17 protein-coding genes are annotated in these 14,049 nt (G+C 65.7%); 8 read left to right on the plus strand and 9 right to left on the minus strand.

Translation table 11 applies throughout. The features are described 5' to 3' along the window. Positions 1 to 169: 169 nt before the first annotated feature. Positions 170 to 1,510 (plus strand): hypothetical protein, encoded by a 1,341-nt coding sequence (locus ML401_RS18670; RefSeq protein WP_285806534.1) that lies wholly within the window; start codon positions 170 to 172, stop codon positions 1,508 to 1,510. Positions 1,511 to 1,516: 6 nt separating this feature from the next. Here ML401_RS18670 and pdxY read toward each other — a convergent pair whose 3' ends face one another. Beyond that, a complete protein-coding gene (gene pdxY, locus ML401_RS18675; RefSeq protein ID WP_259210749.1) occupies positions 1,517 to 2,335 on the minus strand; it encodes a pyridoxal kinase in 819 nt (272 codons plus the stop codon). Positions 2,336 to 2,471: 136 nt separating this feature from the next. After that, positions 2,472 to 3,104: a TetR family transcriptional regulator gene (locus tag ML401_RS18680; protein WP_212066259.1), complete on the minus strand. Its 633-nt coding sequence runs from the start codon at positions 3,102 to 3,104 to the stop codon at positions 2,472 to 2,474. Between the two features lie 97 nt (positions 3,105 to 3,201). On the opposite strand from ML401_RS18680, the gene ML401_RS18685 reads away from it, so the two are divergent. From ML401_RS18685 to ML401_RS18695, 3 genes are all read left to right on the plus strand, one after another. Continuing rightward, positions 3,202 to 3,867 (plus strand): O-methyltransferase, encoded by a 666-nt coding sequence (locus tag ML401_RS18685; RefSeq protein ID WP_211417261.1) that lies wholly within the window; start codon positions 3,202 to 3,204, stop codon positions 3,865 to 3,867. A gap of 182 nt (positions 3,868 to 4,049) precedes the next feature. Then, positions 4,050 to 4,394, plus strand: a complete 345-nt coding sequence (locus ML401_RS18690; protein ID WP_285806535.1) for a multidrug efflux SMR transporter — start codon at positions 4,050 to 4,052, stop codon at positions 4,392 to 4,394. Continuing rightward, on the plus strand, positions 4,394 to 4,963 hold the full coding sequence (locus ML401_RS18695) for a TetR/AcrR family transcriptional regulator (RefSeq protein ID WP_211417262.1): 570 nt from the start codon (positions 4,394 to 4,396) through the stop codon (positions 4,961 to 4,963). Before ML401_RS18690 ends, ML401_RS18695 begins: the two co-directional genes overlap by 1 nt. Positions 4,964 to 4,977: 14 nt before the next feature. Here ML401_RS18695 and ML401_RS18700 read toward each other — a convergent pair whose 3' ends face one another. The 5 genes from ML401_RS18700 to ML401_RS18720 form a co-directional block, all read right to left on the minus strand. Then, positions 4,978 to 5,298, minus strand: a complete 321-nt coding sequence (locus ML401_RS18700; RefSeq protein ID WP_285812699.1) for a hypothetical protein — start codon at positions 5,296 to 5,298, stop codon at positions 4,978 to 4,980. Between the two features lie 83 nt (positions 5,299 to 5,381). Beyond that, entirely contained in the window at positions 5,382 to 5,588 is a 207-nt protein-coding gene (locus ML401_RS18705) for a hypothetical protein (protein ID WP_211417263.1), read from the minus strand. A gap of 240 nt (positions 5,589 to 5,828) precedes the next feature. After that, positions 5,829 to 6,107 carry a hypothetical protein gene (locus ML401_RS18710; protein WP_194402340.1) on the minus strand — a complete coding sequence of 93 codons (279 nt, stop codon included), beginning with the start codon at positions 6,105 to 6,107 and terminating at the stop codon, positions 5,829 to 5,831. 194 nt (positions 6,108 to 6,301) lie between these two features. Further along, positions 6,302 to 7,318, minus strand: a complete 1,017-nt coding sequence (locus ML401_RS18715) for an SH3 domain-containing protein (RefSeq protein WP_285806536.1) — start codon at positions 7,316 to 7,318, stop codon at positions 6,302 to 6,304. 156 nt (positions 7,319 to 7,474) lie between these two features. After that, the gene (locus ML401_RS18720) at positions 7,475 to 9,397 is read right to left on the minus strand and encodes an FAD-binding monooxygenase (RefSeq protein ID WP_285806537.1); all 1,923 of its coding nucleotides are present in this window, start codon (positions 9,395 to 9,397) and stop codon (positions 7,475 to 7,477) included. 104 nt (positions 9,398 to 9,501) lie between these two features. On the opposite strand from ML401_RS18720, the gene ML401_RS18725 reads away from it, so the two are divergent. Then, positions 9,502 to 9,966 (plus strand): MarR family winged helix-turn-helix transcriptional regulator, encoded by a 465-nt coding sequence (locus tag ML401_RS18725; protein ID WP_194402343.1) that lies wholly within the window; start codon positions 9,502 to 9,504, stop codon positions 9,964 to 9,966. Between the two features lie 118 nt (positions 9,967 to 10,084). After that, positions 10,085 to 10,516, plus strand: coding sequence for a hypothetical protein (locus ML401_RS18730; protein WP_194402344.1), 432 nt, complete (start codon positions 10,085 to 10,087; stop codon positions 10,514 to 10,516). A gap of 47 nt (positions 10,517 to 10,563) precedes the next feature. Here ML401_RS18730 and ML401_RS18735 read toward each other — a convergent pair whose 3' ends face one another. Beyond that, on the minus strand, positions 10,564 to 11,184 hold the full coding sequence (locus tag ML401_RS18735; protein ID WP_249131663.1) for a L,D-transpeptidase: 621 nt from the start codon (positions 11,182 to 11,184) through the stop codon (positions 10,564 to 10,566). Positions 11,185 to 11,529: 345 nt separating this feature from the next. Between ML401_RS18735 and ML401_RS18740 the strand changes: the two genes are divergently transcribed. Both ML401_RS18740 and ML401_RS18745 read left to right on the plus strand, forming a co-directional pair. Continuing rightward, positions 11,530 to 12,588: a hypothetical protein gene (locus tag ML401_RS18740; RefSeq protein ID WP_285806538.1), complete on the plus strand. Its 1,059-nt coding sequence runs from the start codon at positions 11,530 to 11,532 to the stop codon at positions 12,586 to 12,588. A 386-nt stretch (positions 12,589 to 12,974) separates the two neighbouring features. Further along, complete coding sequence (locus ML401_RS18745) at positions 12,975 to 13,205, plus strand: DUF6894 family protein (RefSeq protein WP_194402346.1); 231 nt, start codon at positions 12,975 to 12,977, stop codon at positions 13,203 to 13,205. Here the strand turns inward: ML401_RS18745 and ML401_RS18750 are convergent, their stop codons facing one another. Beyond that, the gene (locus tag ML401_RS18750) at positions 13,206 to 13,991 is read right to left on the minus strand and encodes an SDR family NAD(P)-dependent oxidoreductase (RefSeq protein ID WP_285806539.1); all 786 of its coding nucleotides are present in this window, start codon (positions 13,989 to 13,991) and stop codon (positions 13,206 to 13,208) included. Positions 13,992 to 14,049: the final 58 nt, after the last annotated feature.

A 14,049-nucleotide genomic window follows, 5' to 3' on the forward strand; every position in this document is an offset into this window, starting at 1 on the left:
GCCGCGAAAAGCCCGTTTTCGCCGATTTGCGCCATTGCGCTGCCACATGGTCCTCCGAACAATCGACGCACTGCGTGCATTTCCGTGCAAGACTGTTTGCGTCAGACTGTTTGCATCATCACTGTCCGGGCAAGACGGGTTCGGGCAGAACCGTTTGGAGGCAGGGATCATGGACGATCGGCGGTCTCTTCTGGTGGCGGTCACATGCCCCTCGGCTGTGCTCGCCGGCTGGCTGGCGCTCTCCCTCTCCGCCTATGCCCCTGCCCTCATCGAGAACAGCGGTGCCAACGCGGCCGCCGTCTCGCGCGCCAAGGACCACGCTAAGGATCACGCCAACGACCAAGCTAAGGATCTCGGCCGGCTCGACCTCGCCGACGTGCCGCGCGCTGCGACGATCGAGGACGGCATCGCCTTGACCGCCGATATCGCCGCTGCCCTGGCTGCGGCACCGGCCCTGACAATCGTTGAAGCGGCACCCGAGACGCCCGCTCCCGCAATCAAGCTCGCCTCGGCCGATCCGGCGCTGATCCTGCCGGTGGACGCACCGCCCGCGCCGCAGATAACACCCGAACCAGAATCCATCGTCAGCGAGGCCGCCCCGGTCGCACCGCCGGAGCCAATCAAGCTCGCATCTGCCGATCCCACCGAGATCGTGACGACGGACGCGCTGTCTCCCGCGGCGATCGCCAGCGGCCCGGTCACCCCTGCGAGCAAGGCATCGCCGCCGGCCGATACCGTCGCCGTGCTCGACGAATGCTTCGTCATGGATGCCTGCATCGACCGCTATCTCTGGACGCTCTATCAGCGCACCGCAAAGGAAGACTCGATCAAGGTCCAGGAGCGCCGCGCCGTCACCATCAAGCGCAAGGGCAAGACGGTCACGGTGATGCGCAGCTTCACCAAGCTGGTCGATGAGGATTTCGGCTGGAAGGATCCGAAGGCCGCCGAGCACGCCGGCATGTCGATGATGGATTATGTCATCGGCGGCATGGACAAGAGCTTCAAGCGGAAGCTGTTCCGTACGCTGCTCGCGGCGGAAGCTGCCGGCCTTTCGCCCGGCATCACCAGCGCGTTCCGCGACGATTATAGACAGTCAATCGCGAGCGGCCTGAAGGCCGCCTCCGACCGTTCCTATCACGGCGGCAGCACGCGCGGCGGCTACGGCCACGGCATGGCGGCGGACATCGTCAGCACGCAAGGCAACAACCGCGCGCAGCGCTGGGTCTCGACCGAAATCCTGTGGAAGTGGGTCGACGCCAACGGCAAGGCCTACGGCATCGGCCGGCCGTATCTCGGCCGTGACCCGCCGCATGTCGGCCCCGTCGATGGCCCGGAATACATCTCGCGCCGCGGCACGGGAGACGGAAAGCAAGTCGCCAGCGTGAAGTCCAAGAAAGTGGTGCGCGCCGCGGCCCATGCCAAGCCGCCGAAGGCCCAGGCCGCGCGCGAGCAGAAGAGCCCGGCCAAGCCGCAAAAATCAGCGCAATCGACCGGCAAGCGCGCGACCTGACCCCCGTTACGCCTTACGCGTCGGGATCGGCAACGGCACCAGCCGCATCTCGGCCGTGCCGGCGTCCTGCGTTCGCACCAGCACGGCAAAGATGGTGTCGACCGCAAGGCGCACCGCGGCCTCAATCGCTTCGCCCTTGGCCAGATGAGCTGCGATGAGACCGGTGAGGAGATCGCCGGTGCCGTAAGGGCGGATCGGCAAACGCGGCGTTGCAAAGCGCGACACCTGCCCGTCGGCGCACAGGATCGTCTCCACCTGCCCTTCTGCCGTATCGCTGAGCGTGCAGCCGGTCGCGACGACGTCGATGCGGTCGGTCCCCGCCAGCGCCGCGCACGCCGCGCGCAGGCCCTGCGTATCCGCGATCGCGAGACCTGAGAGCAGCTCGAGCTCGAACTGGTTCGGCGTCGTCAACCTGGCCGCCGGCAGCAGCCGGTGCCGGACCACGTCCAAAATGCCGTCGGCGACATAGACGCGGCCGTCATCGCCGATCACGGGATCGCAGAGATAGACGAGCTCAGCATTCCGCGTCAGCGCCCGCTCGACGAAATCGGCGATCACGGCGGCATTGCCCGGCGAGCCGAGATAGCCGGTCACGAGCACGGCCGCCTCGTCGACGAGCCCGCGCTCCTCAACACCCTTCAGAAGATCGGCGACCAGCTCGGTCTCCAGCATCCGCCCATGCAGGCTCGGATAGCGCGGATGATTGGACAGCAGCGTCGTCGGCACCGCCGCAACGTTCACGCCCTCCGCCTGCATGGCGTAGGCCGCCGCGCTGTTGCCGACATGGCCATGGACCACCTGGCTTTGAATGGAGATGACGAGCATGAGAGAGGTCCGTAGAGTCAAACGCCGGATGTGGCAAGCGTAGCCCGGGTGGAGCGTAGCGAAATCCGGGGCCTGATGTCGCGGCAAGAGTCCCGGATTACGCTACGCTCCATCCGGGCTGCAGGCCTGCCACGCGTCAGCGCCTCGCCAGCTCACCGAGATAAGCACAAAACATGTCGGCCAGCCCGTCGGCATGACGCGCGATGTCGGCCTCGCTGCGCGGCACTTCCGAAAATCGCTTGCCGACCTCACTCAGCGTCGTCTTGATGAGTTCGCCGGCAAGCGCGCGTGGCGCAGCGGAGGCTTTGGGCAGCGCCTCCCGCATGAACGCCGCGATGATCCCCTCGCCGGCGGCCCGCGCGTCGTGGGCCTCGGGCGCGTCGCGATAGAGCGGCGCGGCATCGCTAAGCGCGATGCGGATTGCAGCCTCCTCGCACTCGGAGCGGATGAAGGCATGGACCAGCGCGCGCAGCCGCACCAATGGCGGCTTCGTCCGGTCCGCAAGGATGCCGCGCAGCAGATCGCTGGTGCGCCGCCACTCGTCGCTCTGGAGACGGAACAGGATCGCGGCCTTGTTGGGAAAATATTGATAGAGCGAGCCGACGCTCACGCCGGCCCGCTCCGCCACCCGTGCCGTGGTGAAACGCTGCGCGCCTTCCTTCGCCAGAACCTGAACAGCGGCATCCAGGATCGCCGCCACCAGCTCGTTGGAGCGGACCTGTTGCGGCTGTTTTCGTGAGGAAACTGAACGGCTTCGACGATCGGCCATGGCGCGCCCGGTGAATGCGAATAGGAAATGCGACGAATTAGTCGTATTTCACTCCGCACGCAAGCACCCAACTCATCGCCACATCTGGAGACCTCGAATGACCACCCCAACCATCACATCGCTTGCGCCGCTGCTGGATCGCCTGTTCGACGAGGCCGAGGCGGCAAACGGTGCAATGCGAGCCGCCGTCGCCGATTTGTCCGATGCGGACCGGGCGCGGATGATGCGGAGCAAGACCGATTATCGCGACCTCTACGGACGCCTGAAGGAGATACCGCTCGCGGTCTCGCGCGAGACCGGATCACTGCTCTACATGCTGGCACGCAGCTCCCGCGCGAGGACGATCGTGGAGTTCGGCACGTCGTTCGGCATCTCGACCCTGCACCTTGCCGCAGGCTTGCGCGACAATGGCGGCGGCCGCCTCATCACCAGCGAGTTCGAGCCGTCCAAGGCGGCGCGGGCGCGGGAAAACCTCATCGCCGGCGGCCTGATCGATCTCGTCGAAATCCGTGAAGGCGACGCGCTGAAGACGCTTCAGGCCGATCTGCCTGTTACGATCGATCTCGTGCTGCTCGATGGGGCCAAGGCGCTCTACCCGGAGATCCTCGACCTGCTCGAAAACCATCTCGGACCGGGTGCGATCATCGTCGCCGACAACGCCGACGACAGCCCGGACTATCTGGCGCGCGTGCGCAGGCCCGGCAGCGGCTACATGTCGACGCCGTTCGCCGAAGACGTCGAGCTCACCGTGCGGATCAACTGACGCCGCTCTGACCGCCACGAAATCCTGGAGCCGCTGCGCAACCACCGCGCGGCGGCTTCATGCCGCGTTCCGGCACCGTCGCAGGCTCGTCACTCAGACGTGATACCTGCTGCCGGGCAAAGCCAAGCGCCGCGTGCTAAACATACCTACCGCGCGGTATCTTTTTTTGCCTCGAGCTGACCATGACCCCCGCCTTCAACGCCTACGCAATGCTCGCCCTCGCCATCATGCTCGAGGTCACGGCATCGGCCTTCCTGCAGCAATCCGCGCAGTTCACCCGCCCGTGGCCGACGCTGGCCATGGTGCTGTGCTATGTCGCCTCGTTCTACGCGCTGTCGGTCGCGATCCGCGTCATCCCCTTGAGCATCGCCTATGCGATCTGGGGCGGGGTCGGCATCATCCTGACCGCCGCCGTCTCCTTCGTGCTGTTTCGTCAGATGCTGGACGCCGCGGCCTTCGTCGGCATCGCACTGATCGTCTCAGGGGTCGTGGTCATCAACCTGTTCTCGCAGACCACGGCACATTGATGCCGGAAAGCCGCTACACCCGCGCCAAGCAGCCGGAGCAGGTCCGGCGCGCCCTGCTCGACCATGCCGCTGCGATCGCCATGGACCATGGCGTCGCCGGCATCACGGTGCAGGCAGTCGCCGCAGCAGCCGGCGTCACCAAGGGCGGGCTGTTCCACCACTTCGGCAGCAAGCAGGCGTTGATCGAAGGCCTGTTCGCCGATCTGCTTGCCCGCGTCGACGCCGAGATCGACGCTGCGATCGAGAACGATCCCAAGCCGCGCGGCAGTTTTACACGCGCCTATGTGAATGCGGTATTCACCGGCAGAACCTTCGGCTTTACGACCCCATGGGCGGCGCTGAGCATGGTCGTCGTCACCGATCCGCCGCTGCGCCGGCTCTGGAACGACTGGATCAAGGCCCGCCTGAAGCGTCATCGCACCACCGACGGCTCGCCCGATCTGCAAATGGTGCGCCTGGCCGCCGATGGCGCCTGGCTTTCCTATGTCACTACGGGACAGACGCGCATGAACGCCGAGCTACGCGCCGTGCACGCACGTCTGCTCGCGCAGACCTACCGGCGCGGATAGCCGCCCCGCACGCCCTACTGGCTATGCACCGGCTTGGGCTGACGCGGGGTGGATCGTGCGGGCTTCTTCGCGGGCTTGGCCGCGGCGCGTGGCGAGGGCTCGTCGACCGATTCCAGATAGGCGGCGAGTACCTTGGCGGAGTCCGAGCTGGTCGCGTAATGGTCCTTCAGGAACCAGGACAGCGTCAGGCTGAAGCGCCCCTTGGCAAGGCCGCGCGGACTGCGATGGCAGGTCGCACAGCCGTCAGCGAAGAGCTTGGCAGGCGGCTTGCCGGCATCGAGATTTTGTGCGGCCGCAACCGTCGCCGTCACAACGGCGGCGGCTGCAAGACTCATCACGGGCACGATCCGCTCGCGCCCCAGTCCAAACAGCGATATCAAATGTCGGCCCCAGAGCGTTTTCGAGCGAAGCCCGTCGGTCACGCCGCCGACAGATGATCGAATTCGGGCGGCGCATAGGCCTTGCCGTCCTGGTCGGTGACGACGACCCGCCACCCTTCGCTCGCCCACACCTTTGCCTTCGCCACGATGAGCAACCGGCTCTCGCGGGCGAAACTGTATTTCTCGTTGTCGCGTTCTGCGATCATCTTGTAGGCCAATTCGCATCCCCTTGCGTCGCCCTGCACCCGACCTCCTCGTGGCAGCGGGCTGCGGCGGCAATTCGCCGGGAGCGTGGCAATTTGGTGCCATCCGCAGGCATGGCGCCGGCGTTCGGCATCGCGCGTGCCCACGGGAACGCGATTCCACCCGTCGCAGGCTGGCCGCCTGCGACGGCACGGCGCCGTCTTCATGTCGTGCTGAATCGGCGGCCGGAAGCCGGTCCGTCGCATCAGCGACGGAACCGATCGTCCCATGTCCGAGCTCCGCTAATGCACGCGGATGATGTGGGGGCGACCGAGATCGATCAGTCCCTGCACCGCCGAGAGGCGGTCATCGAGGGCTGCAATGGTGAGCAGCAGATTATTACGGCGCTCGTCGAGCATGCCCATCTCGGCGCCGGTGAGCTTCGCACTCGTCCGCTCCTTGTGGATCCCTTCGAGGGATTCACGCAACCCCGCAATCAGACCGGCCAGCTGCTTGGCCTCTTTGGTCATCGACCGCTTCGCGACATTCTGGCGGCGCGTCTCCGCCTGGCTCTGTCTCATCATCATCCTCCCGTGCCCCGCTGCCCCGAGTGGATGCTTACATCTTTGGGTACACATCTTACGATCGATGAAATCTGCCCGCGAAGAACTTTCTTAAATTGTACGCGCACGGAACCCGGATCAACCCAGCAGAAAGCCCGGCGCGAGAGCCGGGCTTTCCTTGGAGCTTTGTTTGACGCTTTCCTTGGGACTTCTCAGTGCTTCTGGTGACCGCCGCCGGGGCCGCCGGCCGGGGCACCGCCGCCGCGAGGCGCGGCGTTGACGTGCGGAGCGCCGCCACCGCCGTGCGGCATTGCAGGCGCAGCGGCACGGGGCGCCGGCATCTGCGCACGGGCATTCATGGGCGAGCCGTGGCTCACATTCGGCTGCGCGCCATGCGGCATCGCGGCTCGCGCAGCCGGTGCGGCGGACACACGCGGTGTTTCATGCGCGCGCGCCATCGGCTGGGCACGCACCGCAGCGCGGCTCGCGGCCCGTTCATGCATCACGCGCGCCTGGACATCGCGCGGATTGCGCGTCTGCGTCTGCTCTCGGGTCCGCTCTTGGGTCCGCGCTTGGATCCGCTCATGCGCGATGCGCTCGCTCCGTCCGGCACGCGTCCGGTCGGCGGCAACAGCGGCATCGCGTTTCGCAGCGTCGCGCGTCGCGATCGCAGCGTCAGGCCGCGCATTCGCGGCGTTACGTCCGGAGATCGCGGCGCTGCCCCTGCCCCGCACGCCTTCCCGTTCCAAAGCAACCGCCGCATCGCGTGTCGCCGCGCGGCCGATCCGGGCGGCACGCGGATCAAGCGTCATTCGCGTCGCGACACTCTGGTGCGAGCTCCAGTAATTATTCCAGTAGGCGTGGCGGTGGTACCAGGGACGCCCCGCATAGTAGCTCGACCAGTACGATGTCAGCACGAACGGGACGACGGGCACGTCGATCTCCTCGACATAGTCGGGCAGATAGACGTAGTGGTTGCGATAGAGATATTCGAGATATTGCGACGACACCCAGCCGCGATCGTCGGAGAAGCTGACGTCGCACCAGGCGTTGCCGCGCAGGCAGCCATGGATGTTGACGCGGGCGCCCTCGGGGACACGGTCGACGAGTGGAAAACCCGGCCCCGGTCCGGCGCGCAAGCCGGTCGAGACGGTGACGATGCCCGGCGCGGCCAGTGCGGCTGTTGGCGCGAGCAGCAATGCGGCAATCAAAACGCTCCTGAACTTCATGGCGTATTCCTCCTCTTTCGAGTCGGAACGCGCTGGCGGAACGGGCGTTCCGTCAGCGAGGGCCGCCCGCATAGAAAGATTGAAGCGCGGGCGGCTCGCGGTTCAATATTCATCCGTTGTTCATCGGCGCAACGCGCCATCTGCGCTGCCGGACCGTCAGTCGACCTGCAGCATGAACGCGTCGAAATACGATGCAAGCCGGGCAAAGTCGTCGAGCGGAAGCACGTTCGCGACATACTGGTCAGGCCGCACCACGACCATGCAGCCGGCCTTGCGATCGATGCCGCGCATGGCGAAGATATCGTGGCCACTCTTGAGGTCCGGGCAGAACATCTTCTCGTAGTCGACCAAGCCGTAGCGCCCTTTACGCGGGAGCAGCAGCGGCGGCATCGCCTCGACGGCGAGCTCGCGATGATCCTGCTGAAACACCGCGCGAAGATCGATCACACTGTCGATGTCGGCGCCACCTTGCGTATAGCGCGTGACCGGCGAATCCCTGGCCTCGGTGAGGAAATTGCAGAGCGCGCGAATGGCCGAGCCTGCGGCGGCAGGATCTTCCGCGGGCGAAAACGCGTAGATCCGGAAGCGGCCATCGGCCTGCCCGGCATGGCCGAGATGCACCGGCTTTGCGTCAGCCAGCCGGATCACCGGGGCGGAATGGAAGCGCTTGCCGATGACGAGGCCTTGCGCGAGGTGTTGATGCGACGCCGCACCGGTGAGGAGTGACGGCCTGTAGTGCGTCGCCGTGCCCGCGGTGTAGCGGCCGTGCCGGACGAAATAGTCCTGGGTCCTGGCGGCATCGGCGCCGCCGGCCTTGGCGGCGGAGGCAAGAATGCCCGCCCATTCGCGGTCGAAATCGATCAGCTCCTTGGCGACCGCTTGACGCTCCGCCGAATAGGAATGCAACAGCTGTGGGGCACACTGCTTCCGCAGCACGGCGGCGAGCTTCCAGCCGAGATTGAAGGCGTCCTGCATCGAGACGTTCATGCCCTGCCCCGCCTTCGGGCTGTGGGTGTGGCATGCATCGCCGGCGATGAAAATGCGCGGCAGGCGCGTTGCGATCTCCGCGTCCGGCACGTCGTCGAACTTGTCGGTCAGACGCTGACCGATCTCGTACACCGACCACCAGGCGATCTCCTTCACCTCGAGCGTGTGCGGCTTCAGGATCCGCTGCGCCTTGGCGATCACGTCGTCGGCAGTGATGTTGCGGTTCGCGACGCGCTCGCCGACCTCGAGCTTGGCGATCTCGACATAGATGCGGACCATGTAACCGCCCTCGCGCGGAATGATCAGCAGGCTGCCGTCCTTCGCCGACTGGATCAGCGACTTGAAGCGGATGTCCGGAAAATCCGTCACCGCCAGCACGTCCATCACGCCCCAGGCGTGGTTGGCGGAATCGCCGTGCAGCTCGCGCCCGATCGACCTGCGCACCGTGCTGCGCGCGCCGTCGCAGCCGACCACATAGCGCGCCTTGACCGTCTCGACGTTGCCCTCGTTCCCGGCATCGACGCGTTCGAGGCGCACGGTCACGGCATGATCGCCAGGGCCCGTGGCCGGATCGACATGGAGGTCGAGAAGACGGCGGCCGTAATGGGGCTCGAGCTTGGCCGGCGATTTGCGCATGACGTCGAGAAAGCCGTCATGGATGCGCGCCTGGTTGAGGATGACGTGCGGGAATTCAGACAGCCCGTCCTCGACGTCCTGCACCCGGCCGCTGCGGATGATGGTCTCGGGCAGCCGTTCGTCCGGCTTCCAGAACGTCGTCTCGTTGACCCAATAGGCCTCCTTCAGCACGCGCTCGCTGAAGCCGTAGGCATGAAACATCTCCATGGTGCGGCAGGCGATGCCGTCGGCCTGCCCGACCAGCAGCCGGCCCGGCTTCTGCTCGACGATGCAGGTTTTGATGTCGGGGAATTGCGCGAGCTGGGCGGCGAGCGTGAGGCCGGCCGGCCCGCAGCCGACGATGAGGACATCGACCTCGTCAGGCACGGCGCCCGCAGCACCCGACGCCTGAACACGCTCGGCGGGATCGGCGATTTCAGGGTCGCCCGGCCGGAATCCATTGAGATGGAATTGCATGAGCACCTCTCCCCGCGAACGTTCTGTTTGGATATTGCTCAGTATGCTGACTATCAGTATACTTGTCAACGATCCGACCGTCCCTGTCCGAGGAGGAGAATTCGGTGAAAGACAACAACGAGATGCCCGGGCATCTGGCGCGCCGGTTCCAGCAGATTGCGGTCGCCGTGTTCCTGGCCGAGGTCGAGGATGCGGGCTTCGACCTGACGCCGGTGCAATACGCCGCGCTCGCGACCATCAAGGCCAATCCGGGGCTCGACCAGGTGACGCTCGCAGGATTGATCGCCTATGACCGCACCACCATCACCGGCGTGATCGACCGCCTCGTGCAGAAGGGGCTTGCCGAGCGTCGCGCCTCCAGCCGCGACCGCCGCGCCCGCGAGCTCGAGATCACCGACGAGGGCCGGCGCACGCTGCGCAAGATCACTCCGGCCGTGGAATCGGCCCAGCGCATCATGCTGCGTGGCCTCAGCGCGAAAGAGGGCGAAGAGTTGATGCGGCTGCTGCGCAAGGCGATCGCCGCCGGCAACGATTTGAGCCGCGCACCGCTCCGCGATAGTCCGGTATGATACGGACCCCTATTTGCAATTGTCCGAGGTCCGCGAAACCTGGAACTAACCTTCGCCTGCTAGGGTCCGCAACATTCTGCGATTAACGCGCGATTAACTTTGCAGGGCGGGGGTTCGGATGTTCAGGTGTCTCATTGCGGCCGCGGCCATCGCGCTCTCGACCGGCCATGCGCTCGCGAACGGCCATGGCGGCGGCGAACCTCCGCCGCCGAAGCCGGAGGCGACGACTGCGCCCGCGAAGGTGGTCATCACCAAGCAGGGTCCCAAGCTCGTCGATCTCAAGGGCATGACGCTCTATTATTACGAGCGCGACACCACCGGAAAGACCTCGAACTGCAACGGCAAGTGCACCGAGAGCTGGGTGCCGCTGCCGGCAACGGCCGACGCCAAGGCCATCGGCGATTTCACCGTGATCAGCCGCAACGACGGCAGCAGGATGTGGGCGTACCGCTACCGTCCGCTCTACACCTCGCCCGCCGACAAGGCGCCGGGCGACGCCAATGGCAACGCCACGACGCTGCAATGGCGGATCGCGCGGCCTGAGAACTAGCGCGAGATCGGCCACCCACGTAACGTCGGAACGCGCGTAAGCTCTGCTTACCCGCGCCAGCTTCCGCCCGTCTCGGCCCGCGCGCTCTGTCCGGGCGGCAGCACCACGACCGTCGAATTGAGCTTCACCCGGTCGTACAGATCGATCACGTCCTCGTTGCGCATCCGGATGCAGCCGGACGAGATCGCCTGCCCGATATATTCGGGCTGGTTGGTGCCGTGGATGCGATAGAGCGTGTCCTTGTTGCCGGCATAGAGATAGATGCCGCGCGCACCCAGCGGATTGGCGGGTCCACCGGGAACGCGCGCCGGATACGGTCCGAGCCGCGCCTGGATATCCGCCGTCGGAACCCAGTCCGGCCATTCCGCCAGCCGGCCGACCCGTGCCACGCCCGAGAACGCCATGGCTTCTTCGCCGACCGCAACGCCGTAGCGGATCGCCTTGCCGTCAGGCAGCACGTAATAGAGATAGCGCGCATCGGTATCCACGAGGATGGTACCGGGCTGCTCCTTGCGGTGATAATCGACGATGTGACGGAGATATTGCTCGGGCACGTTCGCCTGCGCGTACGGCGTATGCGCGAGCAACTGCCGGTCGCGCGGCGTCATGCTCGCGTCGGTCGATGGTGAAAGTGTCGTCTGCATGCAGCCGCCCAGCAGCGGCAGCATGGCGATAGCGAATAAAGCGATGAGAGATCTTGGCACCGCCGGCCCCTGTAGCGGATAGCAGCACCCCCAGCATCGCCAGATGTTGCCAAAATCGTGCTGAAAACAAGGCAACGGGAAACACGTGCTTGTGTTCGAAAAATTGGGTTCCATCACCACAAACGGCGGAAGAGCGTCGCATCATCTCCATCCCCTCGCCTTGCTTTGGTCAAATCCGGCTGGACTCGTGGGGTCATCGGGCCGGGCGCATCGGATTGATGGGCTCACCTCAACAGATCGGCTCGCGCCAATGCGGACGACCAGGACTTAACACCCGGGCTTCAACGCCTGTGCTTCAAAGGAGCGGCGATGCTCGCGACGCTGAACCCCAAGCAAATCGTCGATGAGATCGTGAAGGACACGGTCAAGGACAACGATCCGCACGACGCGATTCAGATTTCGCCCGACATTGTACTGGCCTCGCGCCCCGTCAGCGTTGCGCCCACGCTGGCGCCTGACGTCACGCCCCGTCCGGAGCCGAAATTCGCGCCGCCGCCCAAAATCTCACTGGAGCCCAGGCTCTCGCTGGAGCCGAGGTTCGCGCCCGTCTCGGAGCCGCAGACGGCGGCACCGCCGTCGGTCGACACGGCCGTACGCGTCGCAGCGAGCGATGACCATGTTCGGCCGAAGCGATCCGCGGTGCGCAAATGGCTGCGCGGTGCGTTCGTCACGTTTCTGTTCGCGGGAGGCAGCGCGGCCGCCACCATCGCCTGGGAGCAGCACGGCGATACGGCCAAACAGATGCTCGCGGAATGGACGCCTGCCCTAGCGTCGTTGAGGTCGCTGCTGCCTTCCACGTCGCAGACCGCGCCGGTCGCGCCCGCGCAGGCCGCAGCGCCTGCGGAGCAAGCCGTGCCGCCCGCAAGCCAAGTGGCGACCGATCAAACCACCACCGATCAATCGACCGCGACGGCGCCCGTGGCACAGGTCGCCACAGCCATGCCCGCGGCAACGCCGCCCGATGCAGTGCAGTCGGTGCAATCGATGACGCGCGACCTTGCTGCAATGGCGCAGCAGATCGAGCAGCTCAAGGCCAACATCGCCGAGTTGAAGGCCGGACAGGAGCAGATGGCGCGCGAGATGGCGAAGCCGCCCGCGCCAAAACCGGTCGCTGAGGTCAAGCCGGTCGATCCGCGCGGACGCGCTGCTGCGCTGCCGCCGAAGCCTCCGGCGCCGCCGGCAGTTCATAAACCGAAACCAGTGGTGTCGCGGACCTACATGCCCGCCTATTCGCCCGCGCCGCTCGCGCCTCCCCCGCCGCCTTCGCAGGCCGCCGCAATGCCGCCGCCGGCCGCACCTGTCACTACGACGCAAGCCGTTGCCGATGACGACGGACCGGTCGTGCGTCCGCCGATGCCGCTGCGCTAGACGCGCGCAACAAACAGCACGGTGCGCAGCCGCGACATCGCATACGCTGTCCGAGTCGACGTGATGCGTTGAGTCCGGGCGATTACGGAAAGCGCTATTTTTCGCTCAAGAGAAAAGGCCGTCGGGAGCTATGCCGGCGGCCTTCTCTTGCAGCTGCCGGTTCCCGGAGCCCGGTTCTGCTGCAATTCCATGCCTTATGATTGCGCCACGTATTTAATAAACTCTTAACGGCCCCGCATGCTGCACATCATTTCTGCGCCATAAGCACAGAGATTGCGCGACCTGTTCATTCGATAGATATCGACTCAGTGGTACCATCCCGGATGTGTCGAGATTTCCATTGAAGACTTGTTTTTGAAGCTGGGTCGTCACATCGGGGAATTCGGATGCCTTACTACTCCTTCGATCTCGTGGTTGGTGAAGAATTCAGAAACCAGGGCGGAATCATTCTCGAAGATATCGAGGTTGCCTCCGATCGCGCCGATCAACTCGCATGCGAGCTGTCGCAAGTGAAGCCGGAGCTGCAGCAGAAGGGTTGCGCGGTGCGCGTCACCGATCGTGACGACAACGAGCTTTATCGCACGCCGCTCGATCCGGTGCCGGCCTGGCAGCGCTGACTATTCGTCGAATGCCGGCGGCTCGAACCAGTTGGTCAGCGACAAGCCGCCGTCGACGACAAAGGCAGCGCCGGTGACGTAGCCGGAAAGTTTGTTCGACAGCACCGCGAGCGCCATGGGTGCGAGGTCGCCGGCCTCGCCGAGACGCCCGAGCGGAATGTGCCGCGCCAGCGCGGGATCCGCCACGAACCCGCCGGCCGCGATCGCACCGGGCACCAGCGCGTTGACGCGGATGCCGTGGCGGCCGAACGTCTTGGCCAGCTCCTTCACCAGCATCGCCATCCCCGCCTTCGCCGTCGAATAATGCGGAAGGTTGCGCGGCGTGCCCGCATGCAGCGAGGTGAGAAACAGGAACGAGCCCGGCCGCTTCGCCGCGATCAGCCGCTTTGCGAGCTCGCGCGCGAGGTGAAAGCCGGCATCGAGATTGACGGCATGCATCTGCTGCCAGGTCCTGCGATCGACCGCGAGCGCATGATCGGCCTCCCGCCGCGGCGGCGATGCACTGTGGACGAAATGCGTGATCTCGCCCAAGGCAGCATGCGCGACGGCAAGCAGTGCGTCGCACGCCTCCAGCTCGGCGAGATCGCCGACCCAGGGTACCGCCAGTTCAGGCTTCTCGCTGGCGCTGATCGCGGTTCTCACCCGCTCGGCGTTCACATCGGCGAACACGGTCCGGACGCCCTCGCCGACCAAGGCCTGCGCGATCGCGCGGCCGATGCCATTGCCCGCGCCGGTCACGAGCGCCGTGTCACGAATGGGATCGAACGGCGTGCTGAACAGGCTCATGTCGCTCTCCGAGGCCGGGATACAGGCCACGATAGCGCACCGCAGCGGGAAGCCACAA

It is taken from the genome of Bradyrhizobium sp. 62B, assembly GCF_030272265.2.
Lineage (GTDB): Bacteria > Pseudomonadota > Alphaproteobacteria > Rhizobiales > Xanthobacteraceae > Bradyrhizobium.

Excerpts from the sequence above, each read along its gene's own strand:
- ML401_RS18740 (WP_285806538.1), top strand. The coding sequence starts at position 11,530 with ATGCTCGCGACGCTGAACCCCAAGCAAATCGTCGATGAGATCGTGAAG.
- ML401_RS18730 (WP_194402344.1), top strand. The coding sequence starts at position 10,085 with ATGTTCAGGTGTCTCATTGCGGCCGCGGCCATCGCGCTCTCGACCGGC.
- ML401_RS18670 (WP_285806534.1), top strand. The coding sequence starts at position 170 with ATGGACGATCGGCGGTCTCTTCTGGTGGCGGTCACATGCCCCTCGGCT.
- ML401_RS18720 (WP_285806537.1), bottom strand. The coding sequence starts at position 9,397 with ATGCAATTCCATCTCAATGGATTCCGGCCGGGCGACCCTGAAATCGCC.
- ML401_RS18750 (WP_285806539.1), bottom strand. The coding sequence starts at position 13,991 with ATGAGCCTGTTCAGCACGCCGTTCGATCCCATTCGTGACACGGCGCTC.
- ML401_RS18745 (WP_194402346.1), top strand. The coding sequence starts at position 12,975 with ATGCCTTACTACTCCTTCGATCTCGTGGTTGGTGAAGAATTCAGAAAC.
- ML401_RS18700 (WP_285812699.1), bottom strand. The coding sequence starts at position 5,298 with ATGAGTCTTGCAGCCGCCGCCGTTGTGACGGCGACGGTTGCGGCCGCA.
- ML401_RS18680 (WP_212066259.1), bottom strand. The coding sequence starts at position 3,104 with ATGGCCGATCGTCGAAGCCGTTCAGTTTCCTCACGAAAACAGCCGCAA.
- ML401_RS18685 (WP_211417261.1), top strand. The coding sequence starts at position 3,202 with ATGACCACCCCAACCATCACATCGCTTGCGCCGCTGCTGGATCGCCTG.
- ML401_RS18710 (WP_194402340.1), bottom strand. The coding sequence starts at position 6,107 with ATGAGACAGAGCCAGGCGGAGACGCGCCGCCAGAATGTCGCGAAGCGG.
- ML401_RS18735 (WP_249131663.1), bottom strand. The coding sequence starts at position 11,184 with ATGCTGCCGCTGCTGGGCGGCTGCATGCAGACGACACTTTCACCATCG.
- ML401_RS18715 (WP_285806536.1), bottom strand. The coding sequence starts at position 7,318 with ATGAAGTTCAGGAGCGTTTTGATTGCCGCATTGCTGCTCGCGCCAACA.
- ML401_RS18690 (WP_285806535.1), top strand. The coding sequence starts at position 4,050 with ATGACCCCCGCCTTCAACGCCTACGCAATGCTCGCCCTCGCCATCATG.
- ML401_RS18695 (WP_211417262.1), top strand. The coding sequence starts at position 4,394 with ATGCCGGAAAGCCGCTACACCCGCGCCAAGCAGCCGGAGCAGGTCCGG.
- pdxY (WP_259210749.1), bottom strand. The coding sequence starts at position 2,335 with ATGCTCGTCATCTCCATTCAAAGCCAGGTGGTCCATGGCCATGTCGGC.